The 24,359-nt window shown below is 65.2% G+C and carries 23 protein-coding genes; 12 read left to right on the forward strand and 11 right to left on the reverse strand.

Annotation, left to right across the window (positions count from 1 at the left end):
- Positions 1-35 precede the first annotated feature (35 nt).
- Complete coding sequence (locus CH251_RS15625) at positions 36-1,901, reverse strand: BCCT family transporter (protein WP_179273314.1); 1,866 nt, start codon at positions 1,899-1,901, stop codon at positions 36-38.
- A gap of 242 nt (positions 1,902-2,143) precedes the next feature.
- Between CH251_RS15625 and CH251_RS15630 the strand changes: the two genes are divergently transcribed.
- Genes CH251_RS15630 through CH251_RS15640 form a run of 3 tightly spaced genes read left to right on the forward strand, consistent with a single transcriptional unit; the run spans position 2,144 to position 3,829 of the window.
- Positions 2,144-3,058, forward strand: coding sequence for a serine/threonine-protein kinase (locus CH251_RS15630; protein WP_094613950.1), 915 nt, complete (start codon positions 2,144-2,146; stop codon positions 3,056-3,058).
- 46 nt (positions 3,059-3,104) lie between these two features.
- Positions 3,105-3,479, forward strand: coding sequence for a TetR/AcrR family transcriptional regulator (locus tag CH251_RS15635; RefSeq protein ID WP_094613951.1), 375 nt, complete (start codon positions 3,105-3,107; stop codon positions 3,477-3,479).
- Positions 3,476-3,829, forward strand: a complete 354-nt coding sequence (locus tag CH251_RS15640) for a PH domain-containing protein (protein WP_094613952.1) — start codon at positions 3,476-3,478, stop codon at positions 3,827-3,829. Before CH251_RS15635 ends, CH251_RS15640 begins: the two co-directional genes overlap by 4 nt.
- 37 nt (positions 3,830-3,866) lie before the next feature.
- Here the strand turns inward: CH251_RS15640 and CH251_RS15645 are convergent, their stop codons facing one another.
- Complete coding sequence (locus tag CH251_RS15645) at positions 3,867-5,348, reverse strand: amino acid permease (RefSeq protein WP_094613953.1); 1,482 nt, start codon at positions 5,346-5,348, stop codon at positions 3,867-3,869.
- Between the two features lie 407 nt (positions 5,349-5,755).
- Here CH251_RS15645 and groL point away from each other — a divergent pair, with 407 nt between their 5' ends.
- From groL to CH251_RS15660, 3 genes are all read left to right on the forward strand, one after another.
- Positions 5,756-7,381, forward strand: coding sequence for a chaperonin GroEL (gene groL / locus CH251_RS15650; protein ID WP_008713461.1), 1,626 nt, complete (start codon positions 5,756-5,758; stop codon positions 7,379-7,381).
- A gap of 155 nt (positions 7,382-7,536) precedes the next feature.
- Positions 7,537-8,325: an RsiV family protein gene (locus CH251_RS15655; RefSeq protein ID WP_094614084.1), complete on the forward strand. Its 789-nt coding sequence runs from the start codon at positions 7,537-7,539 to the stop codon at positions 8,323-8,325.
- 40 nt (positions 8,326-8,365) lie between these two features.
- Positions 8,366-9,268 (forward strand): alpha/beta fold hydrolase, encoded by a 903-nt coding sequence (locus CH251_RS15660; RefSeq protein WP_094613954.1) that lies wholly within the window; start codon positions 8,366-8,368, stop codon positions 9,266-9,268.
- Here CH251_RS15660 and CH251_RS15665 read toward each other — a convergent pair.
- The 4 genes from CH251_RS15665 to CH251_RS15680 are packed head-to-tail and all read right to left on the reverse strand — an operon-like array spanning position 9,265 to position 12,491.
- On the reverse strand, positions 9,265-9,588 hold the full coding sequence (locus CH251_RS15665) for a putative quinol monooxygenase (RefSeq protein WP_032382260.1): 324 nt from the start codon (positions 9,586-9,588) through the stop codon (positions 9,265-9,267). The genes CH251_RS15660 and CH251_RS15665 overlap by 4 nt on opposite strands.
- A 44-nt stretch (positions 9,589-9,632) precedes the next feature.
- Positions 9,633-10,658, reverse strand: coding sequence for an NAD(P)-dependent alcohol dehydrogenase (locus CH251_RS15670; RefSeq protein WP_094614085.1), 1,026 nt, complete (start codon positions 10,656-10,658; stop codon positions 9,633-9,635).
- 5 nt (positions 10,659-10,663) lie between these two features.
- Positions 10,664-11,446 (reverse strand): iron-sulfur cluster assembly protein, encoded by a 783-nt coding sequence (locus CH251_RS15675; protein WP_094613955.1) that lies wholly within the window; start codon positions 11,444-11,446, stop codon positions 10,664-10,666.
- A 1-nt stretch (position 11,447) separates the two neighbouring features.
- On the reverse strand, positions 11,448-12,491 hold the full coding sequence (locus tag CH251_RS15680; RefSeq protein WP_037148819.1) for an amidohydrolase family protein: 1,044 nt from the start codon (positions 12,489-12,491) through the stop codon (positions 11,448-11,450).
- A 155-nt stretch (positions 12,492-12,646) separates the two neighbouring features.
- Here CH251_RS15680 and CH251_RS15685 point away from each other — a divergent pair, with 155 nt between their 5' ends.
- Together CH251_RS15685 and ligD are read left to right on the forward strand one after the other, a co-directional pair.
- Positions 12,647-14,107, forward strand: coding sequence for a GAF domain-containing protein (locus CH251_RS15685; RefSeq protein ID WP_094614086.1), 1,461 nt, complete (start codon positions 12,647-12,649; stop codon positions 14,105-14,107).
- Positions 14,108-14,125: 18 nt separating this feature from the next.
- Positions 14,126-15,079, forward strand: a complete 954-nt coding sequence (ligD, locus tag CH251_RS15690; RefSeq protein ID WP_094613956.1) for a non-homologous end-joining DNA ligase — start codon at positions 14,126-14,128, stop codon at positions 15,077-15,079.
- 135 nt (positions 15,080-15,214) lie between these two features.
- Here ligD and argG read toward each other — a convergent pair whose 3' ends face one another.
- On the reverse strand, positions 15,215-16,630 hold the full coding sequence (argG, locus tag CH251_RS15695) for an argininosuccinate synthase (protein WP_094613957.1): 1,416 nt from the start codon (positions 16,628-16,630) through the stop codon (positions 15,215-15,217).
- A 19-nt stretch (positions 16,631-16,649) separates the two neighbouring features.
- Positions 16,650-17,357 (reverse strand): FadR/GntR family transcriptional regulator, encoded by a 708-nt coding sequence (locus tag CH251_RS15700; protein ID WP_094613958.1) that lies wholly within the window; start codon positions 17,355-17,357, stop codon positions 16,650-16,652.
- Between the two features lie 100 nt (positions 17,358-17,457).
- Here CH251_RS15700 and aspA point away from each other — a divergent pair, with 100 nt between their 5' ends.
- The 3 genes from aspA to CH251_RS15715 are packed head-to-tail and all read left to right on the forward strand — an operon-like array spanning position 17,458 to position 21,254.
- The gene (aspA, locus tag CH251_RS15705) at positions 17,458-18,897 is read left to right on the forward strand and encodes an aspartate ammonia-lyase (RefSeq protein WP_094613959.1); all 1,440 of its coding nucleotides are present in this window, start codon (positions 17,458-17,460) and stop codon (positions 18,895-18,897) included.
- A 4-nt stretch (positions 18,898-18,901) separates the two neighbouring features.
- Positions 18,902-20,341, forward strand: a complete 1,440-nt coding sequence (locus CH251_RS15710; protein ID WP_094613960.1) for an amino acid permease — start codon at positions 18,902-18,904, stop codon at positions 20,339-20,341.
- Complete coding sequence (locus CH251_RS15715; RefSeq protein ID WP_256979096.1) at positions 20,334-21,254, forward strand: asparaginase; 921 nt, start codon at positions 20,334-20,336, stop codon at positions 21,252-21,254. The genes CH251_RS15710 and CH251_RS15715 overlap by 8 nt, the downstream gene beginning before the upstream one ends.
- A 54-nt stretch (positions 21,255-21,308) precedes the next feature.
- Here the strand turns inward: CH251_RS15715 and CH251_RS15720 are convergent, their stop codons facing one another.
- Entirely contained in the window at positions 21,309-22,115 is an 807-nt protein-coding gene (locus CH251_RS15720; RefSeq protein ID WP_094613961.1) for an MOSC domain-containing protein, read from the reverse strand.
- Between the two features lie 21 nt (positions 22,116-22,136).
- On the opposite strand from CH251_RS15720, the gene CH251_RS15725 reads away from it, so the two are divergent.
- Complete coding sequence (locus tag CH251_RS15725) at positions 22,137-22,709, forward strand: isochorismatase family protein (RefSeq protein ID WP_094613962.1); 573 nt, start codon at positions 22,137-22,139, stop codon at positions 22,707-22,709.
- Here CH251_RS15725 and CH251_RS15730 read toward each other — a convergent pair.
- Both CH251_RS15730 and CH251_RS15735 read right to left on the reverse strand, forming a co-directional pair.
- A complete protein-coding gene (locus CH251_RS15730; protein WP_094614088.1) occupies positions 22,706-23,041 on the reverse strand; it encodes a cupin domain-containing protein in 336 nt (111 codons plus the stop codon). The two genes, CH251_RS15725 and CH251_RS15730, sit on opposite strands and share 4 nt — an antisense overlap.
- Complete coding sequence (locus CH251_RS15735) at positions 23,038-24,279, reverse strand: globin domain-containing protein (RefSeq protein ID WP_256979097.1); 1,242 nt, start codon at positions 24,277-24,279, stop codon at positions 23,038-23,040. The genes CH251_RS15730 and CH251_RS15735 overlap by 4 nt, the downstream gene beginning before the upstream one ends.
- Positions 24,280-24,359 lie beyond the last annotated feature (80 nt).

The following is a 24,359-nucleotide window of genomic DNA, read 5'->3' on the forward strand; positions in this document are numbered from 1 at the left end:
AACATCGTCACGAGGGTCAGAGATGGATCGAACGGTCAGTCGGTGTGGTTGCTGTCTTTCTGCCCCTCGGCCGAGTCGGCGAACTCCTGGGTGTCGAAGACCTCGCCGCCGAGTGGGTCCACCGGAGCGTTGTCTCCGGAGTACTCGACTGCCCCGGTCTCGGGATGAACCTCGAGCTGTTCGTTGGGCACCTCGTGCACCGCGAGTACGACGCTTCCGTCGGCGCGCGAGGATGTCAGTCCCTCCCGCGACGGCGACAGTCCGGAGAACGTCGAGGAGATCCCGGCCGTCGCTCGCTTTCGAGGTGCGGCAGGTGTGGACACCGTCGGTTCGTCGCCTGCGACGTCCGAGGTGGTGGTCACGCGCACGTACCGAGGTGTGGTGGCGACGTCGTAGCGGAACGCCTTGAGCATAGACACACATGCCAGTGCCAGCACTATCGAGAACGGCACGGCCGTGGCTATCGACATCGTCTGCAGCGCCGTCAGTGAACTCGTTCCACCGACGAGCAGCAGCACGGCCGCAGCCACGCCCTGCAGCACGGCCCAGTAGACCCGGGTGATCTTGGGGGTCTCCAGTTCGCCACCGGTCGAGAGGATGTCGATGACCAACGATCCCGAGTCCGAGGACGTGACGAAGAAGAACACGATCACCGCGATGGCGATGACGCTGGTGATCACCGCGATCGGGAGGCCGTCGAGCACCTGGAAGAGGCTGGTGTTGTTGTTCACCGCGCCCTCGGCGTCGAGCAGATCTCCCTCGTTGCGCTGCCGCAGGATGCCGGTGTCGCCGAAGATGGTGAACCACAGCGAACCGACGATGGTCGGAGCGAGCAGCACACCGAACACGAATTCACGGATGGTGCGGCCGCGGGAGATGCGCGCGATGAACATGCCGACGAACGGTGCCCAGCTCATCCACCAGCCCCAGTAGAAGATGGTCCAGCCGCCGGCCCAGCCGTCGTCGGAGAACGGTGAGGTGCGCAGGGCCAATTCGGGCAGAGCCTGGACGTAGCCGCCGAGGTTCTGTACCCAGGACTGCATCAGGAACAGTGTCGGGCCGAGAAGCAGCACGAACAGGGCGAGCGCAGCTGCCAGGACCATGTTGATGTTCGAGAGCCACTTGAGTCCCTTGGAGACTCCACTGACCACCGAGAAGGTGGCGATACCGGTGATCGCGGCGATGAGCAGGATCACGAACCAGTTGGTGGTTTCGACCCAGCCGAGGTATTCGAGGCCCGCGGAGATCTGCTGGACACCGAACCCGAGTGAGGTCGCAACGCCGAACAGGGTGCCCACGATCGCGACGGTGTCGATTGCGTGGCCGATCGGACCTTCGATGCGCTTGCGGCCGAGCAGCGGCTCGAGCAGCCAGCGGACGGTCAGCGGGCGACCCTTGCGGTAGGTCATGTACGCCATGCCGAGGCCGACGACGACGTAGATGGCCCAGGCGTGCAGGCCCCAGTGGAAGAGGGTGAGTTCCATCGCCTGGCGCGCGGCCGGGTCGGTGCTACCGGGGACGCCACCGGCCTCGGGTGGTGTCACGTAGTGCGAGAGTGGCTCGGCGACGCCGTAGAACACCAGGCCGATGCCCATGCCCGCGCTGAACAGCATGGCGAACCACGACAGGACGCCGAACTCGGGCTTCTCGTCGTCGCGACCGAGTCGGATGTTGCCGACCTTGCTCAGTCCGCAGTACAGGGCGAACAGCACGAATCCGGTTGCGGCCAGGATGTACCACCAACCGATGCCTGCGGTGATGGCCTCGTTGAGCTTGTCGAACGAATCTGCCGCCGTGCTCGCGTAGATCACGGAGAAGGCGATCATGACGAAAATGATGATCGATGCGGGGACGAAGACCGGCTTGAGCAGGCCTCCCCAGGCTTCTTTTATTGCTTTCACTTACTTGACTTCCTTAGAACTCGAGTCACCGTGATCGGCTGACCTATTGGTTTGCCGTTCTTTTTCTCTTGTTTCGGTCAAGTACCGGCTATCACCATAAACGACATCGGCGCTGGTGGCGAAACTGTCGAGTCGCCTCGAGCCCTGGAACGGACTACAGTTCTGCCGATGCTGCGGACGTTTCCTGTCGTCTCACCCGTCGGCTATTGCGGCGCGAGTGTTGCTGTGCGGCAGGCGTTTCCGTGACGGGGCGGTTGCAGCCGGGTTCGGAGTTCGCGGGCTTTCGGGTCCAGCGTCGCCTCGGAGTGGGCGGCATGAGCGAGGTGTATCTGGTTCTCGGGCGCGGTCACGATCGGCTGGAGGCTCTCAAGATCCTGGACCGGGATGCGTCGCGATCGCCGAGGTTGCGCAACAAGTTTCGGATGGAAGCGGCCGTCGCCGCACAACTGGTGCACCCGAACATCGTGTCGGTGCACGAGCACGGTGAGTTCGACCACCAGCTGTGGATGTCGATGCACTACGTGGACGGGTACAGCGCCGCGCGGCTGGTCGCCCGCGGCCAGATCGCGCTGGACGTGTCCCGGGTGGCGCGCATCGTCGCCGAGGTGGCCAAGGGGCTCGACTATGCCCACTCGCAGGGCGTCGTGCATCGGGACGTCAAGCCGGCGAACATTCTCATCTCCACCGAGCGAATCGACGGCTACGAGCAGGTGTTGTTGTCCGACTGGGGAATTGCACGCCTACTGGGGGATTCGACTCCGCTGGCTGCGGGTGGGACGGTGATGGCGTCGATCCCGTACGCGGCACCGGAACTGCTGCGCGGGGGAGTGCTGAGTGCGCAGACCGACGTCTACGGTCTGGGGGCGACGCTCGTCGAACTGGCGACCGGCCGGACGCCGTATCCGCTGGCCACGCCGTTGGCCATCACCGCCGCACACCTCACGGCCGAGCCGCCGTCGGTGACGCGTCGTCGACGCTCGTTGCCGCGGGGCCTCGACGCCGTGGTCGCGCGCGCGTTGGCGAAGGACCCGGCGGATCGTTTCCGCACCTGCGCCGAGCTCAGCGATGCGGTGGCGGCAGCGGTGAAAGCCGGAGTTCCCGAACCGCCGCCGCGGCGGTCACCGTTCACACGGTCACGGTGGCTGAAATTTTCTTGACCGATCGTTCTTGACTGATCGGTCATCAATCTGCCATGCTCGATGCATGGGACGAGCCAGAAGCTTCGACGAGGCCACCGTCGTCGCGTCGGCCGCCGAGCAGTTTCGATCGGGCGGCTACGAAGGAACGTCCCTGGACGATCTACTGCGCGTCACGGGACTGCATCGCGGCAGTCTCTACCAGGCGTTCGGTAGCAAGCGAGGCCTGTTTCTCGCGGCGTTGACCAGGACCGAGTGGGATGTGGATCTACTGCTGGTGGCATTGCTCGAACTCGCACCGTTCGACGACCACGTCCGCGAAATCTGCTCCGCCACACTGCTCGACAGTGGCGTCGAGAACATTGCCCACGTGCTCGGTGAACGTCTGCTGGGGCGGGCACTCATCGACCCGAACGTTGCTATCGAAGGAGAACACGCATGAACTCCGTGACCATCGTCGACGCCACCCTGATCGTCGAACCGAGGGGACTGGACAAGCTGTGGTCGTTCACCCGCCGTCTCGAGATCCCTCTCGCATACGTGCGCGGTGCCACCCACGACCCGGGAGCGAGCAAGGAGCCCAAGGGAATTCGCGCACCCGGTCTCGGCCTGCCGGGAAAGACCGCGGGCACCTTCCATCGAGACGGCGTCAAGACGTTCTACAACGTCACCGGCACGGCCGACACGATCGTCATCGAGCTCGAACAGCAGGAATACCAGCGCCTCGTCCTGACGGTGGAGGATCCGCGCGCGGTGGTGCAGTCGGTCAACAACGCAGCAGCCGCCGCGTGACGGGCCTCCGGTTCGGAAGGCCCGCCACGCGAGAGGGTTACTCCTCGGGTTCGGTCGGACGGTTCGCCACCACCGGGTATTGACCGGTGTAGCCGAGGCGTTCCTCCGCGACGGCGAGCACCTTGGTGCGCACCAGGAACCAACCGCCGATCAGTGCGGGGATGATGACCACCAGGGTGGCGATGGTCCAGCTGCCGATCGGGGCGTCGAAGGCCATCAGCACCAGCACGCCGAACAGGAACACCAGGGTTGCGTAGCTGGTGTACGGCGCACCGAACAGCCGGAACTTGGGCCGCTCGAGGATGCCCTTCTTGGACCAGCGGAACAACTGGATCTGGCACAGCACGATGGTCGCCCAGCTGGCGATGATGCCCAGCGCGGACATGTTCAGCACGATCTCGAAGGCCTCGCCTGGGGCGATCGCATTCAGGGCGACACCGAACAGCGTGATGAAACAGGTGAGCAGGATGCCGCCGAACGGGACGCCGCCCTTGGTCATCTTCTTGGTGAACTCCGGGGCGCTGCCGTTCATCGCCATCGAGCGCAGAATGCGGCCCGTCGAGTACAGCCCGGCGTTCAGGCTCGACAGCGCTGCGGTGAGCACCACGATGTTCATGATGGTGCCCGCGCCGCCCAGGCCGATACTCGAGAAGAACGTCACGAACGGCGACGTCCCGGCCTGATACGCGGTGTACGGCATCAGCACGGCCAGCAACACCAGCGAGCCGACGTAGAACAGTGCGATACGCGCGATGACCGAGTTGATCGCGCGCGGCATGATCTTCTCCGGGTTCTCCGTCTCACCCGCGGCCGTACCCACCAGTTCCACTGCGGCATAAGCGAACACGACGCCCGAGATCACGATCACCAGCGGCCATGCGCCGGACGGGAACAAGCCGCCGTTGTCGGTGATGAGGTTGATACCCGGCACCTCGGTGCCCACCGGAATGCGGCCGGCGAGGAACACGATGCCCACGATCAAGAAGGTCACCAGCGCGACCACCTTGATCATCGCGGCCCAGAACTCCATCTCACCGAACCAGCGGACCGAGACGAGATTGATGGACATGACGATGACGAGGGCGATCAATGCGATGACCCACTGCGGGATCACCTCGAAGCTGCCCCAGTAGTGCATGTACGTCGCGATGGCCGTGACGTCGACGATGGCCGTCATCGCCCAGTTCAGGAAGTACATCCAGCCCGCGACGAACGCTGCCTTCTCGCCGAAGAACTCGCGCGCGTAGGACACGAAGCTGCCCGACGACGGACGATGCAGGACCAGCTCGCCGAGGGCGCGCAGGATGAAGAACACGAAGATGCCGCACAGGGCGTAGGCGAGGAACAGGCCTGGCCCGGCACTGGCGAGGCGTCCGCCCGCGCCGAGGAACAGGCCGGTGCCGATTGCGCCGCCGATCGCGATCATCTGCAGCTGACGAGGTTTGAGGCCCTTGTGGTAGCCCTCCTCCTCGTGATCCATCGCCGAATTGTCGTACGAGGTGTCGACCGTATCGGACATGTTTCGATCCTTACTGTCGCTTTTGTGGGGGTATGTCCGAATTGAAATGACCTGAAAACTACTGTCCCAGAACGATATTAGCGCTCGGCGTTCGTACGGAAGATGCCGAATGTTAACAATGGCCCCCGATGTGAACAGTGTGTGAAGGACCCTCGCCACGGTGAGCATCTGCTCGCGGCTTTCGCCGGGCGGTGGCGTCGGGCATGGGGGTGGCGGTGGTTCGCTCGAGGCGGACGACCTTGCACTCGCCATGGTCGAGTGCTAGAAATGCAGTTGGCACTCTCGACACGTGAGTGCCAGGTCGGGACACGGTGAGGCCGGGGAATCAACGACACCCCTGGTCGTCCGTCGCGGGCACCGAGCTCGGCCAGCAATGTGTCACCCCCAATCCGGAGGATCACTTCGCAATGGCCAAGATCATCGCGTTCGACGAAGAGGCACGCCGTGGCCTCGAGCGAGGCCTCAATGCCCTCGCCGACGCAGTAAAGGTGACGTTGGGCCCCAAGGGTCGCAACGTCGTACTCGAGAAGAAGTGGGGAGCTCCCACGATCACCAACGATGGTGTTTCCATCGCCAAGGAGATCGAGCTCGAAGATCCCTACGAGAAGATCGGTGCCGAGCTCGTCAAGGAGGTCGCCAAGAAGACCGACGACGTCGCAGGCGACGGCACCACCACCGCTACCGTTCTCGCTCAGGCACTCGTCCGTGAAGGCCTGCGCAACGTCGCAGCCGGCGCGAACCCGCTCGGCCTCAAGCGCGGCATCGAGAAGGCTGTTGCAGCCGTCACAGAGTCGCTGCTCGCGTCCGCCAAGGAGATCGACACCAAGGAGCAGATCGCTGCTACCGCTGGCATCTCCGCAGGCGACCCGTCCATCGGCGAGCTCATCGCCGAGGCCATGGACAAGGTCGGCAAGGAAGGCGTCATCACGGTCGAGGAGTCCAACACCTTCGGCCTGCAGCTCGAGCTCACCGAGGGCATGCGCTTCGACAAGGGCTACATCTCGGCGTACTTCGCCACCGATGCAGAGCGTCAGGAAGCCGTCCTCGAAGACGCGTACATCCTGCTCGTCAGCTCCAAGATCAGCACCGTCAAGGACCTGCTGCCGCTGCTGGAGAAGGTCATCCAGTCCGGCAAGCCGCTCGTCATCATCGCCGAGGACGTCGAGGGCGAAGCTCTCTCCACCCTCGTGGTGAACAAGATCCGTGGCACCTTCAAGTCCGTCGCCGTCAAGGCTCCCGGATTCGGTGACCGTCGCAAGGCGCAGCTCGCCGACATCGCAATCCTCACGGGCGGCGAGGTCATCAGCGAAGAGGTCGGCCTCTCCCTGGAGACCGCCGGACTCGAGCTGCTCGGTCAGGCACGCAAGGTCGTCATCACCAAGGACGAGACCACCATCGTCGAGGGCTCGGGAGATTCCGACGCCATCGCCGGTCGCGTCAACCAGATCCGCGCCGAGATCGAGAACTCCGATTCCGACTACGACCGCGAGAAGCTGCAGGAGCGCCTGGCCAAGCTGGCCGGTGGCGTTGCAGTCATCAAGGCCGGAGCGGCAACCGAGGTCGAGCTCAAGGAGCGCAAGCACCGCATCGAAGATGCCGTGCGTAACGCCAAGGCAGCCGTCGAAGAAGGCATCGTCGCCGGTGGCGGCGTGGCACTGCTCCAGGCAGCGCCTGCACTCGACAACCTCAAGCTCGACGGTGACGAGGCAACCGGCGTGAACATCGTTCGCGTTGCACTGTCCGCTCCGCTCAAGCAGATCGCATTCAACGCAGGCCTCGAGCCCGGCGTCGTTGCGGACAAGGTCTCCAACCTGCCCGCCGGTCACGGCCTCAACGCCGCGACCAACGAGTACGAGGACCTGCTCGCTGCAGGCATCAACGACCCGGTCAAGGTCACCCGCTCGGCACTGCAGAACGCAGCGTCCATCGCGGCTCTGTTCCTCACCACCGAGGCCGTCGTCGCCGACAAGCCCGAGAAGGCCGGAGCGCCCGCTGGCGATCCGACCGGTGGCATGGGCGGCATGGACTTCTGAGTCCAGCCCCTCGCTGAAAAAGCCCGGCACCTTTTCAGGTGCCGGGCTTTTTCGTGCTGCGGGGCTTCGAATCGGGTGCAATGGGCCGCGCTGAGCGCGGTCAGCTGCACCCGATTCTCGGTGCTGGCCGTCGAGGTTTGTGGTTAGGGTCGGTCATGACTCGCATTCGCTCGATGGCTGCCGCAGTGGCCGTGACCGCGGCCCTGGCGAGCTGCTCGACCTCGGGAACTGCCACGCCGGCGTCGGCACCGACGATCACCGCTGCGCCGGCCACGACCGAGCGAGCCGACCCGACGACCACCGCTGCGCCCACGTCATCCGATGCCGCCGAGCCGTACGTCGTCGGGAGCACTCGGGTCACCGGATCCACCGTGCGTGCGACCTACGACGTCGCAATTCCGCAGCTCAGTGGTGGGGATCCCGCCGTGACGTCGGAATTCAACGAGTCGATGCGCGCTGCATTGCAGGATCAGATCGACCGCGACTACGGTTACGACTTCGCTCTCAGCGACGGCTACTCGGCGGGTACGACCTACGTCGGTCGGCGCGTGATCAGTGCCGAGCAGATCACCGGTTGGATCGCCGTGCCGCCAGGAGCGCACGGTAATTCACTGATTGCGACCGTGACGATCGACGCCGACACCGCGCAGCCGATCTCCCTCGGCGATGCGTTCACCGATCTCGACGCAGGCCTGGCCCGGCTGTCGGACCGAGCTGCGGAGATTCTGCCGACCACCCGGGCAGGCGAGAGCTTCGAGCGCTCGGGCATCGAGCCGACGGTGGCCAACTTCGGCAACTGGACCGCATCTCCGGAGGGAATGAACATTCACTTCGGGGACTACCAGGTGGGGGCCTACGGCATCGGCCTCATCACGATCACCGTCCCGTGGACCGACCTGTCCGATGTCCTCGCTCCCGGCATGCAGGATGTGCTGAGCAGCTGACTGTCTGCACTGCCTGCTGCCGCAATGCGAGCATGGAGCCATGATGATTCGCGCAGGGGTGCTGGATGTGGCGTTCGACCGCTTCGGTGATCCGTCCGGTCGTTCGGTGGTGCTGCTGCACGGGTTCCCCTACGACCCACGCGGTTACGACGACGTCGCGAGGCTGCTCGCCGAATCCGGCTACGACGTGGTGGTGCCGTACCTGCGGGGCTTCGGGCCGACCCGGTTCGTCGACGCCGACACGATGCGCTCCGGTGAGCAGGCGGCGATCGGCCACGACCTGCGCGAGTTGATCCTTGCTCTGGAACTGGACCAACCCATCGTCGCCGGCTACGACTGGGGTGGGCGAGCGGCGTGCGTCGTCGCCGCGCTGTGGCCCGAGTTGGTATCGGGCCTGGTGAGCGTGTCCGGATACCTGGTCCAGGACATCGAGGCGGCAGTGTCCACACCGGTGCTGCCGCACCTAGAGAAGCGGTACTGGTATCAGTACTACCTGCACTCCGAGCGGGGCCGGGCCGGGCTCGCGGCCCACCGCGCAGAGATCGCACAGACTCTGTGGACGGATTGGTCGCCCACCTGGCGGTTCGGTGACTCCGAATTCGCGGCTACCGCACCCTCGTTCGACAACCCCGACTTCGTGGACGTGTCCGTGCATTCCTACCGGCACCGCTACGGCATCGAGGCCGGGGACCCGGCCTATGCAGCCACGCAGGAGTTGCTCACCGAACAACCGAGGATCACGGTGCCCACGGTCGTGATCGATCCGACCGAGGACACCGTCGCCTCGTTGTACGGCAGCCCGGACCACGCGGCGCACTTCACCGACCTGATCGACGTTCGACAGATCGACTGCGGCCACAACCCGCCTCAGGAACTGCCGGGACAGTTCGCCGACGCCATCGTGACGCTGGGCCAGGTGGTCCGGGATCGCGCTTCGAACTAGTCGACGGCGAGTTCGCCCAGTTCGTTCCAGTCGGTGCCGTCCACCTCTTGGCTGATGATCTTCGGCGTCTCCTGCAGGTACGGCGGGAGATCCTTCTGCGCCTGCTTGAAGTGATCCGAGTTCACGTGCGCCGCACCGGCATCGGGGTCCTTGAAGGCCTCCACCAAGACGTACTCGGTGGGGTCGTCGAGGGTGCGTGACCAGAAGTACCAGAGGCACCCCTCCTCGGCCTGGCAGGCTTCGGTGAAGTCGCGCGAAATCTCGGGCCAGTTGTCGGCATGCTCGGGCTTGACCTTGAACTTGGCGGTGATGAAGATCAACGTTGCTCCTCATTGTTGGGATTGTCGGTGGTTACTACCCGATTTCAGGGTACGAGAATCGCGCGGCCGCGAACCCGTCCGTTGTCGAGGTCGTCGATGGCGCTCTGGAAGTCGTCCAACGAGTAGGTCTGCGTATGCAGATTCACCGCGCCTCGGGCGGCAAGCGACATCAGATCGCACAGGTCGTTGTAGGACCCGACGAGGTTGCCGACGATGTTCTTCTCCGCCGACACCAGGTCGATCGTCGGCACGTCGACGTTCTCGCCGTAGCCGATCACGTGATAGTCACCGGCCCGTCTGGTCATCGCCAATCCCTCTGCGGTGGAACCGTTCTCGCCGACGAAGTCGAGTACCACCTCGGCACCGAATCCGCCCGTGAGCTCCATGACCTGGTCGACCTGACTGCCGTCCGCTACCACCGCATGATCGGCACCCAGAGTGAGCGCCAGCTTGACGGCATCGGCGTTGCGGTCGATGACGATGAGCTCCGCGGGCGACAGCGCCTCCAGCACCTGGATACCGATGTGGCCGAGGCCGCCCGCACCGATGACGACGCACTTGTCGCGTGGAGTCAGCCGTCGGGCCGCTTTGGCTGCCGCGTGGTACGCCGTCAGACCGGCGTCGGCAAGTGCTGCCACCGCGGACGGTTCGAGTGAATCGTCGATCTTCACGACGGTCCTGGCATTCGTCCGCAGATAGTCCGCATACCCGCCGTTGGTATCGATACCGGGGAAATCGCTTGTCTCGCAATGTACGTCGTCACCGGACCGGCACGCACGGCACAGTCCGCACGTGACCAACGGATGCAGGATCACCTTGTCGCCCTCGCGAACGTTGGTGACGGCCGATCCGACCGCGTGCACCCATCCGGCGTTCTCGTGCCCGATCGTGTACGGCAGTGTGACACCGGACTTCTCGGCCCACTGGCCTTCGAGGATGTGCAGATCGGTGCGGCACACGCCTGCCCCGCCGATCTTCACGATCACGTCGAGAGGGCCTCGAACCTCGGGAATCGGTACCTCGGTCATCTCCAGATTCTTGTGGTACCCGACCACCTGGACGGCGCGCATCGTGCTCATCGTGACTGCTCCTGTGTTGTGCTGTGCTGGACGGTGAGGGTGGCGAGGGGGATGAACGCGCCTTCCTGGCGAGGGACTTGCTGTTCCTCCGCGCCGGGGTAGCGCGTCTGCAGCAATCCGCGGCAGAAGTGCGCGTTGCCGTCGATCGAGACACGGGTGGCGCGGGCACGCCGCATCACCATCGTCAGATCACCGGTGTGTGGTCGACCCGAGTGATCGACCAGAGCCGGAGCGGCCGGATCGACCCGCAGGCCCAGTGCTTCACGACGCCTGAGCAGAGCGTCGGAGTTGCGATCGTCCGGCAGATCTCCGAGCACCAGGGTGCCGAGATCGCTCTCGGTCGCATCGGTGTTCGCCTTCAGCCACGCGGTGAGCGACCGTTCCATCGCGGCCACGTACGCCTTGCGGCGGAACGTCGCTCGCAGCTCCTCGAGGTCCTCGTCGGCCTCGTGGCCGAAGGTGCCTCGGTATCCGGCGTCGGCTGCGAGGCCGGCGTTGATCTTGTCCGAGTCGTGGTGATCGTCGAGTTCGACCAGCACGCGCTCGGTCCACGGCAGAGCGTTCAGCACGTCCTTCGAGTCGCCCGCCATCAGATACGCGAAATTCGGCGAGCAGAACGACGTCGGAAGTCGGAGATGAACGTGCACCGCGCCGTCGTCTACCTCGAGAGATCGCACGAAGCCGAGATCGGTGATGGGCTCGTCGAGTTCGGGGTCGAACACGCCGCCGAGTGCGGCGTAAGCCTCGTCGTGCCTCGACAGGGTTGTAACTACCGTCATCTCACACCGCCGCCAGGTCGGCGCGTTCGGGCTGACGCGGTCCGGTCTCGGTCTCGTCGGCGTCGGGCAACTGGAGTTCTGCCGGCACCGGGATGTCGTAGAGCTTGGCGGCGTTGAGTCCGAGCACCTTCTTCTTCTGCTCGAGCGTGATGGGTGCGTACTCGTCCAGGGACTCGTGGATCTGGAAGTCGACGAATCCTTCGACCAACCACTTGGGCGTCCACAGCGCGTAATCGGAGGAGAAGAAGATGCGGTCCTCGCCGAGCCAGTACAGCAGCTCGCCCATGATCTGTCCGAAGTACTTCGGGCGGGTGTGCATGAACGGAATGGCGACGGCCAGTCCCGCATACACGTTGGGTTCCTGCGTGGCGATCCAGCAGAAGTCCTCGAGCCGGGGCAGTCCGCAGTGCTCGACGACGAAGTTCAGATCGGTGAAGTCGGTGGCCACATGGTCGACGTCCGCCACGTCGAACGCGTCACGATCGAGCGGACGAATCGTCGGACCCTTGTGCACGTGGATGTTCTTGATGCCCACTTCGCGACAGACCTCGAGGTAGCGCCGCGTCCAGTCGTCGTCGAGCTTGTAGCCACGAGAATCGCCGTGCCACTCGGCGGTGTAGAGCTTGACGCCCTTGAGTCCGAAGCGCTCGGCGTCGGCTCGCAGCTGATCGAGGCCACGTTCGCCGTTGCGCGGATCGAAGTGGTGGTTGTAGGTCAGCTTGTCGGGGTGCGCGGCGGCCAACGCCGACGCCTCCTCGGTCTGCCCGAACCCGTTGTTGTAGAACTCGCCGAGGTGAGCGGGCTGGAAGATGGCGTGGTCGACGTAGCCGATCTCGAACAGATCGTGCATCAGGCGCTCGCCGCCCTGGTAGAGGTACTCGTCGTACGTCCACAGCTCGCTCTCGGGAGAGAGGTTGCGGTGGTAGTCGTAGAAGCAGTCGATGAACTGCTTGCCGTGGATGTTGCGTTGGTTCTGCTCCCGCGCATCCCACAGCGCGACGTGGGCGTCGACGATGAAGAAGTTCTCGCCGTTCTTGGTGTACATGCTGTGTGCCTCCCGAGTGTTGCGATACGTGACGTGCGTCACGTCGTTGTGGGAACGACGGTAGGTCCGCGGCGAGCCGCCGTGTCGGCCTCGGCGTCTCAATTCGAGACACTGCCGCGGCACAGATGGCGACATGCGAATGTAACCTGGATCACATGGCAGATTCCGGGGGTCTCTCGCGGGCCCGACTCCACTCGGAGCCCCTCGCTGCCGTCTCGCATCGACTCCTCGCGTCGTGGCATCGAAGCCAGCGGTACGGGGTGTCGCTCGACGAGGTTGCGCCGGTCTTCTCGGGAACCTTCGACGACGAGTCCCTGTTCTACCGATGCGGCCGCGAAGTGTTGAACGGGTTGCGCGACACGTTGGCGAACGAACCGGTGTCGATGATGCTCACCGATGCCGATGGTCTCGTGTTGGATCGGGTCAGCGCCGACCGGGAACTGCTGGCTGCACTCGATCGCGTGCACCTTGCCCCCGGTTTCTCGTACGCGGAGGACCAGGCCGGTACCAACGGCCTGGCGCTGGCGCTGGCGGATCAGGTCCCCGCGGTGGTGCGGGCGGACGAACACTATTCGCTCTCGCTCGCCGGATACACGTGCGCGGCCGCCCCGGTCCTCGATCCCCTCACCGGCCGGGTTGAGGGCTGCGTCAACCTCACCACTTGGTCGGAGTCGTCGTCGGATCTGCTTCTGGCCCTTGCGCAGTCGGCGGCGGGCAACACCTCGGCGATGATGCTCGCGCGGTCGCAGGGCCAGCATCCGCGGCCGGCCCCGCGCGGCGAGGTGTTCCGGGTCGAAACCGCGCACAGCGGGCCGGGATCGGGCATCCTCGACGACCTTTCGCCTGGCTGGCGTAGCGCGCTCGGGTCTGCGGAAGCTGCTCTGGCCGAGCATGGTTCGGTTCTGATGGTCGGTGAGCCGGGATCGGGCCGAGCCACCGTGCTCGCACGCGCACTGCGCGCAGCCCGCCCGCGCGGCCGCATCCTCAGCGCCGGAGCTCCGGCCGCCCGGGATGTCGACGCTTGGCTCGACCTCTGGACACCCGAGCTGCCGAAACCCGATACGGCAGTGATCATCCGCGATGTCGACAGGCTTCCCGCGCGTGCGGCCGATGCCCTCGCCGAACTGATCCGCCGTGCCGGCCATGGGGTACCTGTCACCGTCACGGCCTCGAACTACGACGATGTACCCCCGGCACTCGCGGGACTGCTGCGCACCGTGGTCGAGGTACCGCCGCTGCGAAACAGGCCCGACGACATCGCCCCGCTCGCCCTCCATCTGGCCGGGCGAGTGCGCGGCCGAAAGGTCACGCTCACCCCCGCTGCCGAGCGAGCGCTGCGCGAACATCCGTGGCCGGGCAACGTCGGCGAGCTGGCCACGGTGATGCACAAGGCAGCCGTCCGCGCCGACGTCATCGGGGTCGACCATCTGCCGCCGGAGGTGCTCTCACGCACCACCCACCGGCTCACCCGCATCGAGACGTTCGAGCGCGACGAGATGATCCGCGTGCTCTCCCGCCCCGGCATCACCATGAACGACGCGGTCGAGGAACTGGGGATGAGCCGAGCGACCATCTATCGCAAACGAGACCGATACGGCATCACGCTTCGTTCTTGATCGCTTACCCTCGACCTCATGGCCAGTAGCTCTCCGTCGATCGAGTTACCGGTCGGTGACCGCATCGTCCGCATCTCCAATCCCGATCGGGTGTATTTCCCCGAGAGCGGTGCCACCAAGCTGGATTTGGTGAACTACTACCTGAGCGTCGGCGACGGGATAGTGCGCGCGCTGCGGGAACGACCGTGCATGATGCATCGCTTCCCCAAGGGCCTTGCAGGCGACAAGGTGCACCAGAAGCGGGTGCCCAACGGTGCGCCGCCGTGGCTCGAGACGGTGCAGGTGACGTTTCCCCGCTACAACCGCACCGCGGACGAGCTGTGCGTGACCGAACTGGCGCACGTGGCCTGGGCGGTGCAGATGTCGACCGTGGAGTTCCATCCGTGGAACAGCCGCCGCGCCGACGTCGAGATGCCCGACGAATGGCGCATCGACCTCGATCCGATGCCCGACTGTTCCTTCGACCGGGTACGACGCGTCGCCGGGGTCGTACAGGAAGTACTGAGCGATCTCGGGGCCGTCGGTTGGCCCAAGACCTCCGGTGGACACGGTCTGCACATCTACGTGCGCATCGACCCTGCCCACGGGTTCAAGGATTTACGAAGGGCTGCACTGGCTTTCGCGCGTGAAGTGGAGCGTCGCGCACCGGACGACGTGACCACCACGTGGTGGCGCAAGGACCGCGACCCGTCGAAACTGTTCGTCGACTACAACCAGAATGCCCGCGACCACACCATCGCCAGCGCCTACTCCGTGCGCGGAAATCAGCAGGCGACGGTATCGACGCCGATTTCGTGGGACGAGGTTGCAAGCGTCGACCCTCGCGAGTTCACGATGTTCACGGTGCCCGCCAGATTCGCCGAGTCGGGGGACCTGCACGCGGGCATCGACGATGCGGTGTTCGCGATCGACGAGTTACTCGAATGGGCCGAGCGCGACGAGCACGAGGGTTTGACGGAGCCCGAAGAGTAGCCGAACTCGAAGTTTTGGACGGAAATCGGCGGAAATCCGTCCATAACTTCGAGTTCGGCGAGGCAGGAGTGGAGCCGGCGGAACGACCCAGTTGGGCAGGAGTGGAGCCGGCGGAACGACCCAGTTGCGCAGAGATCAGTCGGTGCCGGACTCGATGGCGGCGTGGTCGAGTGCCGAGGAGTCCACGGAACCGTCGGGGCCGCTGGCGGCGATGGCGTCGGCTCCGCCTGCGGGCAGTTCGCCGATCAGCTCGCCCCAGGCCGTGAGTTGGTTCTGGGCGGCGTACTGCTCGAGCTTGCTGCGTGAATCGGCGATGTCGAGGTTGCGCATCGTGAGCTGACCGATGCGGTCGCCGGGGAAGAATGCCTGGCCCTGGCTGCGTTCCATCGACAGCTTTTCGGGGTGGTAGCTGAAGTTGCTGCCCTGGGTGTCGACGATCGTGAAGTCCTGTCCGCGGCGCAGTCGCAGTGTCACGCTGCCGCTCACGACGTTGCCGACCCAGCGCTGCAGTCCCTCACGCAGCATCAGCGCCTGCGGATCGAACCAGCGTCCCTCGTACAGCAGGCGGCCGAGTCGACGGCCCTCGTTGTGGTACGAGGCGACGGTGTCCTCGTTGTGGATGGCGTTGACGAGGCGCTCGTAGGTGATGTGCAGCAGTGCCATGCCGGGTGCCTCGTAGATGCCGCGGCTCTTGGCTTCGATGATGCGGTTCTCGATCTGATCGCTCATGCCGAGGCCGTGGCGTCCACCGATGGCGTTGGCTTCCATGACCAGGTCGACGGGGCTGTCGAAGCTCTTGCCGTTGATGCGGACCGGTCGGCCGCGCTCGAACTCGACGGTGACCTCCTCGGGCGCGATCTCCACCTCGGGATCCCAGAACCTCACGCCCATGATCGGGCTGACGATTTCGAGGGACGTGTCGAGGTATTCGAGCTTCTTCGCCTCGTGGGTGGCGCCCCAGATGTTGGCGTCGGTGGAGTACGCCTTCTCGGCCGAGTCACGGTAGGGGAGGGTGCGCTGGGTGAGCCACTGCGACATCTCGTGCCGACCGCCGAGCTCGGCAACGAACGCCTCGTCGAGCCAGGGCTTGTAGATCCGCAGCTGCGGGTTGGCGAGCAGACCGTAGCGGTAGAACCGCTCGATGTCGTTGCCCTTGTACGTCGATCCGTCGCCCCAGATCGAGACGCCGTCCTCGGCCATGGCGCGCACCAGCATCGTGCCGGTCACCGCACGGCCGAGCGGGGTGGTGTTGAAGTACGTCTGCAGTGACGAACGAATGTGGAACGCGCCGCAGGTCAGCGCCGCCAAACCCTCCTCGACGAGCGGCTCCCGGCAGTCGATGAGTCGCGCCTGCTCGGCCCCGTAGGCCAGGCCGCGTTCGGGCACATCGGACAGATCCGGCTCGTCGTACTGGCCGATGTCTGCGGTGTAGGCATACGGAATCGCGCCGTGCTCGCGCATCCATGCGACCGCCACCGAGGTGTCGAGACCGCCGGAGAATGCAATGCCGATTCGTTCGCCGACCGGGAGAGAGTTCAATACCTTCGTCACGGCAAGCAGCCTAGTAGTACTACTGATCGGCCTGATCGGCGAGCGACTCCACTGCATCCCGGACCGCATCGAGGTGCGCGGTCATGGCGCGCGCTGCGGCGTCGTATTCACCGGATCGGATGCCGTCGACGATGGCGTCGTGTTCGAGGTTCGACTGCTGCTGCCGGTGCGCGACGAGGTTGAGGGTTTCCGACTGCCGCGTCAACGCGTCGCGGATGTCGACGATGATCGACTCGAACACGCGATTCTTGCTCGCTCGCGCGATCGCGGTGTGGAACTGCGCGTCGAGCAGAACCCAGGCCTCGTGGTCGTCCTCGGAGCGCATTTCGTCGGCCAGGCCGGCGAGCACCGTCAACTCCTCGTCGGTACGACGCTCTGCGGCCCAGCCGGCGGCGGGAATTTCCACGTGAGGGCGGGCCTCCATGAGTTCGCGGGCTGCGTAGTTGCCGATGTCCAGGTCGTTTCCGACGCGGTCGCGGATGACGAAAGTACCGAGGCCCGTTTTCGTTTCGGTCAGGCCGAGGGCGTGGCAGGAACGCAGCGCTTCGCGAATGACCGAGCGGCTGACGCTGTGCCGGGTGGCGAGCGCGGCCTCGGACGGCAACTTCTGCCCGACGGGTAGCTCGCCCGATGCGATGGCCGCGCGGAGGTCTGCGAACACCGCCTCGGCTGCGCTCATTCGGGCATTCGTGGGCGCACTGACTGCCCAGCTGTCCGACAGGTTCATGAACGTGATCCTAGCGTGGGGTTGACCGATGAGGTGTTCTCCGCCACACTCTACCTGTCAGACAGCCGGACAGCTGGACACCCTCACATAGGAGAACACCGTGACCGATACCCGCATCGAGAAGGATCTTCTCGGGGAACGTGAAATCCCGTCGAGCGTGTATTGGGGAATCCATACCCTCCGCGCCCTCGAGAACTTCCCCATCACCGGGCGTCCGATCTCCACCAATGCGCACCTCGTTCGCGGACTCGCGGCGGTGAAGTGGGCAGCTGCGTCGGCCAATCAGGATCTCGGAATTCTCGACGCCACCCGCGGGGAAGCGATTCGCACGGCGTGCCAGGAAATTCTCGACGGCCAGTGGCACGAGGAGTTCGTCGTCGACGTCATCCAGGGCGGCGCGGGCACCTCGACCAACATGAACGCCAACGAGGTCATCGCCAACCGCGCGCTGGAAATCCTCGGGCACGCACACGGCGAGTACAGCTTTCTGCACCCCAACGAGCACGTGAACGCCTCGCAGTCCACCAACGACGTGTACCCGACGTCGGTCAACATCGCGACCATCTTTGCCGTCCACGAGCTCATCGCCTCGATGAAGGTGCTGCGAGACTCGTTCGGCCGCAAAGCGAGCGAGTTCGCGACCGTGGTCAAGATGGGCCGCACGCAGCTGCAGGACGCGGTGCCGATGACGCTCGGTCAGGAATTCGGTACCTACGCCATCATGATCGACGAGGACTGCTCGCGACTCGAAGAAGCAGCGCTGCTGGTGCACGAGATCAACCTCGGAGCCACCGCCATCGGTACCGGACTCAACGCCCCCGCCGGCTACACCGAATCGGCCGTCGCGCATCTGCGGACCATCACCGGCCTGCCGCTGGTGACTGCGACCGACCTGATCGAGGCAACGCAGGACGTCGGTCAGTTCGTGCACCTGTCCGGTGTACTCAAGCGTGTTGCAGTCAAACTGTCGAAGATCTGCAACGACCTCCGGCTGCTGTCGTCCGGCCCGCGGGCGGGCTTCAACGAGATCAATCTGCCTCCGATGCAGGCCGGTTCGTCGATCATGCCCGGCAAGGTCAATCCCGTCATCCCCGAGGTGCTCAACCAGGTCGCCTACGAGGTGATCGGCCACGACGTCACGATCACGATGGCGGCCGAGGCAGGGCAATTGCAGCTCAACGCATTCGAGCCGATCATCGTCAAATCCCTGTCCGACGGCATGGCGCATCTGAGTGCCGCGTGCCGAACCGTCGCGCATCGATGCGTCGACGGCATCACCGCCAACGTTGACCTGCTGCGCGAGCGCGTCGAGAACTCCATCGGCCTGATCACCGCGCTGAGCCCGTATCTCGGATACGTGGAATCGACTGCGATTGCGCAGGAAGCGTTGGTCAGTGGCCGCAACGTCGTCGACCTCGTCCTCGAGAAGGGGTTGCTGGCCCGAGACGAGCTGGATCGACTCCTGAGCCCCGAGCATCTCGCGAATCTGCGCGTGGCCCCCGTCGAGCATGCAGATGCTCCCGAAACGTCGACGAGGTAATCCGATGACCACAGAGAATCGGAGTGTCGATACCCGCAAGGCCTTCACCGAAGCAGACCCGGGTTATCGAAAAGAGCTGGCTCCGCGCCAGATTCAGATGATCGCCATCGGCGGTGCGATCGGAACCGGGTTGTTCATGGGTGCGGGCGGACGACTGCGCGATGCCGGGCCTGCCCTGGTTCTGGTGTACGCGCTGTGCGGATTCTTCGCCTTCCTGATCCTGCGCGCACTGGGCGAACTGGTGATGCACCGGCCGACCTCGGGATCGTTCGTCTCGTACTCGCGCGAATTCTTCGGCGAGAAGGTCGCTTTCGCGGCCGGTTGGCTGTACTGGATGAACTGGGCGATGACGGCGGTGGTCGACGTGACGGCCGTGGCGTTGTACATGAACTTCTTCAAGAAGTACTGGGCCCCGCTCGGCGACATCGACCAGTGGGTGTTCGCACTCGCGGGCCTGCTGCTCGTCCTCGGGTTGAACCTGGTGTCGGTGAAAGTGTTCGGTGAGCTGGAATTCTGGTTCGCGCTCATCAAAGTCGTTGCGCTGGTGACGTTCCTGCTGATCGGTACCTACTTCGTCATCTTCGGAACGCCCATCGACGGCCAGGAGCCGGGGCTGAGTGTGCTGACCGACAACGGGGGACTGATCCCCAACGGTCTGCTGCCTGCCATCGTGGTGATCCAGGGTGTGGTGTTCGCCTACGCCTCGATCGAGCTGGTCGGCACCGCGGCCGGGGAGACGCAGAATCCCGAGAAGGTGATACCGAAGGCGATCAATACCGTCATCATCCGAATCGTCGTATTCTACGTCGGCTCGGTGCTGCTGCTCTCCTTGTTGTTGCCGTACACCAGTTATCAGGCCGGCGAGAGTCCGTTCGTCACGTTCTTCGGAGCCATCGACGTCGAGGGCGCGGACGCCATCATGAACCTCGTCGTCCTGACGGCGGCACTGTCCTCGCTCAACGCAGGTCTGTATTCCACCGGACGCATCCTGCACTCGATGGCGGTCGCCGGCTCGGCACCGAAATTCGCTGCGAAAATGAACAAATCGGGTGTGCCGTACGGCGGCATCGCACTGACGTCGGTGGTGACGCTGCTCGGCGTCGTGCTCAATGCAGTCGTACCGGCGCAGGCCTTCGAGATCGTGCTCAACCTGGCCGCTCTCGGCATCATCAGCGCGTGGGCCGTCATCGTGGCGTGTCAGCTCAAGTTCTGGTCGCTGTCCAAGACCGGTGCGGTCACTCGACCTGCGTTCAAGCTCTTCGGTGCCCCGTACACCGGATACGCAACGCTAGGCTTCCTGGCGTGTGTACTCGTGCTGATGGCCTTCGACAAACCGGTCGGTACCTGGACGGTGGCTTCGATCCTGCTCATCGCGCCCATGCTGATCGGTGGATGGTTCCTGTGCCGCAAGCGAATTCGAGAGGTGGCGGCGCGCAGTGACTGAGGAGTGGAGCCTGCAGGAACGACCCGATAGAACTGACCATGTCGCATTGCTGACCACCGGCGGGACGATTGCCAGCAGTCGCGACGAACACGGGGTGTCTCGTCCGGTGGCCGGCCTCGGGATCGATGTCGACGGTGTTCGGGTGCGCGAGGTGATGTCGAAGGACAGCTCTGCCCTGGACTTCGCGGATCTCGACACCATTCGCACGGCGGTCGTCGACGCGCTCGCCGAGGACGGCTGCGTCGGAGTCGTGGTGCTGCACGGGACGGACACCATGGAGGAGTCGGCGCTCTACGTCGATCTGTTCCACGACGACGATCGCCCAGTGGTGTTCACCGGTGCGCAGCGCACGGCCGATCATTCCGATCCGGACGGCCCCGGCAACATTGCTGCAGCAGTAGCTGCGGCGCAGTCCCAGCGTGGTGTGGTGATTGCCTTCGGTGGACGGTTGCTGCCCGCGCGCGGTGCGATCAAGAAGCACACCTCCGAGCTCGACGCGTTCCGGTCTGCCGCGCTGCCGCGACCGAAACCGTTGCAGTGGAAGCCCGTTGCCGGGATTCGGGTCGATATCGTCGCCCTGTATCCCGGGGCCGACGGCCTGCAGATCGATGCGTGCCTTCAGGCCGGGGCGTCGGGCATCGTGCTTCAGGCGCTGGGCTCGGGCAACACCAACGCCCGCGTCGTGCATGCGGTGAAAGAAGCAGTGGCTGCCGGGGTGCACGTGGTCGTCACGACGCGGGTGCCGTTCGGTGAGACCTCGCCGACGTACGGCGGCGGCGGGGGTGGTCACGATCTGGTCGATGCGGGTGCGGTGTTCTCGCGGGAACTGCGAGCGGGGCAGGCACGCATCCAGTTGGCGGCGCTGGTCGCCACCGGAGCAAGTGACGTGGTTGTCCACAATTCCTTCGCATAGGCGGGAAACCGTCTGCGGAGGCAAATAGTGGACACTGAGCGCACCACCCGCGAGCTAGAGCTCCGACTCGCCCCAGGTCTCGACGCGTAGTTCGTCGCCGACGGTCACCGTGCCGTTCTGCAGCACGGAGAACTTCGAGCCGAAGGCGACGCCCTTCTGTCGACCGCGGCGGTAGTCGCCGAGTGTGCGCAGCGGTTCGGGGCCGGTGCGCTCACCGGTGGTCTGCTCCACGGTGGTGACGGCGCAGCGGATGGCGAGTTTGCTGTACGCGAGGCGGGTGGAGCCGATGGTCACGTCCCGCACCTCGTCTTCCCGGTGTGGGGTGTCCCAGCCGTCGACGACGATGTTGGGGCGAAAGCGATCCATCGGCAGCGGTACGTCGAGGCGAGAATTGAGACCGGCCAGAGTGGCCGTCGAGAGGATGTGCACCGCCGAGCTGTCTGCGAATTGTGCTGAACCGGGAGAGATTCCGTCGGTGACGCGGCCGAGGTCGCGTGGTGCGGCGACGAGCCTCGACGTTTCTCCGATCACCTCGGTGAGCCAGACGGCCACCTCGTCGCCCTGATCGATTCCGCGCATCGGGCTACGGAACATCGTGATGTCGCGAGCCTCGGAGTCCCGATCCACCGGCACGGTCACCGAACCGGTCGACGCGTGTGCGAGAGTCAGCGACCCGTCCGTCACCGAGCATCGGACGACCGCGAGAACGGGGTCCGTGCGTTGACTGCGGAAAGCACCGTCCGCATCGACGATCATGAATGCCCGATCGTGTTCGAGGCCGGTAGCGCTCACCTGAGCCGAATGCAGCGTCGAGCCTGCACATCCCTTGACGGGGTAGGTCACCAGAGACGACACGCGCACCCGTCGAGGATACTGGGATCCATGACTCGTGCTCTGTTGGTAGTGGATGTGCAGAACGACTTCACCGAGGGCGGCGCGCTTGCGGTGACCGGCGGCGCGGAGGTCGCGCGCCGGATCAGCGCGTACCTCGCGCGCCACGGGGACGAGTACGACCTCGTGGTGTCCTCGCGCGATTGGCACGACGCGGAAGGCGACAACGGTGGACACTTCGCCACCGACGCCGCCCCGGATTTCGTCACCACGTGGCCGGTGCATTGCGTCGCGGGCACCGTCGGTGCCGAGTATCACCCCGATTACGCGACCGGTTCCGTGGACGTGCACGTCTACAAGGGGCAGGGCAAGCCGTCGTACTCGGCGTTCGAGGGTGTCACCGAGGACGGGACAACCCTCGCCGAAATACTCACCGCCAACGAGGTCTCCGACATCGACGTCGTCGGACTTGCGACCGACTACTGCGTTCTGGCTTCGGCGAAAGACGCTGTGGCCGAGAAGCTCGACGTCCGTGTTCTCACCGACCTCGTCGCGGGAGTAGCACCGGAGTCATCTGCCGCTGCCCTCGAGGATCTGCGGGCATCCGGCGCTTCGGTGGTCTAAGCGGAGGTGACCACCGTCGTCAGTAGAACAGCTGCGTCGGTCGTGGCCCGGAGCGAGTGCGGTGCATCGGGAACGACCAACAGATCGCCGGTCATCCCGCTCCAGACGTCGCTGCCGCTGACCAGCTCGATCCGGCCGGACAGAACGTGAACGGTGGCCTCACCAGGGTTCGTGTGCTCGGACAGTTCGGAACCGGCAGCAAGTGCGATGAGGGTCTGCCGGAGAGCATGCTCGTGGCCCCCGTACACCGCCGACGCCGCCCGGCGCGACGACGCCGAGGTGGCCTTGGCCATCAGCTCGCGCGTGAGGGCGTCGAGCGAGATCTTGTTCACCCGGTCACCGTGACGGGAGACCACAGGTCCGGCCCGAACACCTCGTAGGAGATTCGCTCCGAAGGCACACCACGCTGGAGGGCCGCGAGGCGGACGGCGCGCAAGAACGGCAACGGTCCGCAGCTGAGCACGTGGGTGTCCGCGGTGAAGGCGAGCCGATCGAAATCCATCGATCCGGTGAACGACGTCGAATCGTCCGCGTCGACGGTCTGGTACCAGGCGTGATCGACGACGTGGTCGAGTGCCTCGGTCGCGGTGGCGATCGCCTCTCGCAATGCGTGGTCGGCGCGGCTGCGGTCCGCGTGGGCCAGTATCAGTTTTCGGGCGGGCTGAGTTCGGGCGAGATGCTCGACGAGCGGCAGCACGGTGGTGATTCCGGCACCGGCCGTGGCGATCAGCAGCGGTCCGTCGCCGATGGGCACTCCGAAATCACCTGCAGGACTGCTCACTTCGAGAATGTTGCCGACGCCGACGGCCTCCTGGAGGTGTGTCGAGACCTGTCCGGGTGGACCGTTGCGTACCTGCGCCACGGTGATCTGGAGGCGGGTATCGGAGGCGATGGACGAGACGCTGTACTGACGCGGCTGCCGAGTGCCGTCGGCGAGGTCGACGAACACGGTGACGTACTGGCCGGCCTCGAGCGTGGGAAGGGGAGCGCCGTCCGCGGGTTCGAGGACGAGCGAGACCGCGCCTGGGCTTTCCTGCGTCCGCCGCACGACGCGGTACGGGCGCAGCGGATTGTGGGGGTCGATGTCCGCCGCTGCGTACAGTCGCGCTTCGGTGGCGATGAGCTGCGTGGCGAACAGCCAGTAGACCTCGTCCCACGCGGCGGCGACGGCGGGAGTGACGGCAGCGCCGAGGATGTCGGCCACGGCACCGAGCAGGTGTCGGCCGACGAGGGTGTACTGCTCCGGGGTGATGCCGAGCGTGATGTGCTTGCCGGCGATGCGGCGCAACACCGGCTCGAACGACGGTGCGTCCGGGTCGATCAGCTGTACGGCGTAGCCGACCACCGATGCGGCCAATGCCCGACTCTGCTCTCCGGTTTCCTGATTCGCGCGATTGAACAGACGCCACAGCTCGGGCCGTTCGCCGAGCATCGTTTCGTAGAAGCGGGCGCTGATCGTTTCGGAGTGTTCCGCCACCACACCGGCCGTGGCGCGGACGACGGCCTCGGCGGCGGGAGACAGAACGGGATGGGCGGCGGGCACGGGACGTGCGGGTGCGGTCAGGGTCACGCCGCAATCCTGTCCGCTGTGGGGCCGCGAAAGCAGCCTATTACGTCCTTACCCAGAGGGACCTTCGTCCCTCCGGCTGG

It is taken from the genome of Rhodococcus sp. 06-462-5, from assembly GCF_002258315.1.
In the GTDB taxonomy this organism is placed as follows: domain Bacteria; phylum Actinomycetota; class Actinomycetes; order Mycobacteriales; family Mycobacteriaceae; genus Rhodococcoides.

Excerpts from the sequence above, each read along its gene's own strand:
- CH251_RS15635 (WP_094613951.1), top strand. The coding sequence starts at position 3,105 with ATGGGACGAGCCAGAAGCTTCGACGAGGCCACCGTCGTCGCGTCGGCC.
- CH251_RS15640 (WP_094613952.1), top strand. The coding sequence starts at position 3,476 with ATGAACTCCGTGACCATCGTCGACGCCACCCTGATCGTCGAACCGAGG.
- CH251_RS15645 (WP_094613953.1), bottom strand. The coding sequence starts at position 5,348 with ATGTCCGATACGGTCGACACCTCGTACGACAATTCGGCGATGGATCAC.
- groL (WP_008713461.1), top strand. The coding sequence starts at position 5,756 with ATGGCCAAGATCATCGCGTTCGACGAAGAGGCACGCCGTGGCCTCGAG.
- CH251_RS15655 (WP_094614084.1), top strand. The coding sequence starts at position 7,537 with ATGACTCGCATTCGCTCGATGGCTGCCGCAGTGGCCGTGACCGCGGCC.
- CH251_RS15660 (WP_094613954.1), top strand. The coding sequence starts at position 8,366 with ATGATGATTCGCGCAGGGGTGCTGGATGTGGCGTTCGACCGCTTCGGT.
- CH251_RS15670 (WP_094614085.1), bottom strand. The coding sequence starts at position 10,658 with ATGCGCGCCGTCCAGGTGGTCGGGTACCACAAGAATCTGGAGATGACC.
- CH251_RS15675 (WP_094613955.1), bottom strand. The coding sequence starts at position 11,446 with ATGACGGTAGTTACAACCCTGTCGAGGCACGACGAGGCTTACGCCGCA.
- CH251_RS15680 (WP_037148819.1), bottom strand. The coding sequence starts at position 12,491 with ATGTACACCAAGAACGGCGAGAACTTCTTCATCGTCGACGCCCACGTC.
- CH251_RS15685 (WP_094614086.1), top strand. The coding sequence starts at position 12,647 with ATGGCAGATTCCGGGGGTCTCTCGCGGGCCCGACTCCACTCGGAGCCC.
- ligD (WP_094613956.1), top strand. The coding sequence starts at position 14,126 with ATGGCCAGTAGCTCTCCGTCGATCGAGTTACCGGTCGGTGACCGCATC.
- CH251_RS15700 (WP_094613958.1), bottom strand. The coding sequence starts at position 17,357 with ATGAACCTGTCGGACAGCTGGGCAGTCAGTGCGCCCACGAATGCCCGA.
- CH251_RS15710 (WP_094613960.1), top strand. The coding sequence starts at position 18,902 with ATGACCACAGAGAATCGGAGTGTCGATACCCGCAAGGCCTTCACCGAA.
- CH251_RS15725 (WP_094613962.1), top strand. The coding sequence starts at position 22,137 with ATGACTCGTGCTCTGTTGGTAGTGGATGTGCAGAACGACTTCACCGAG.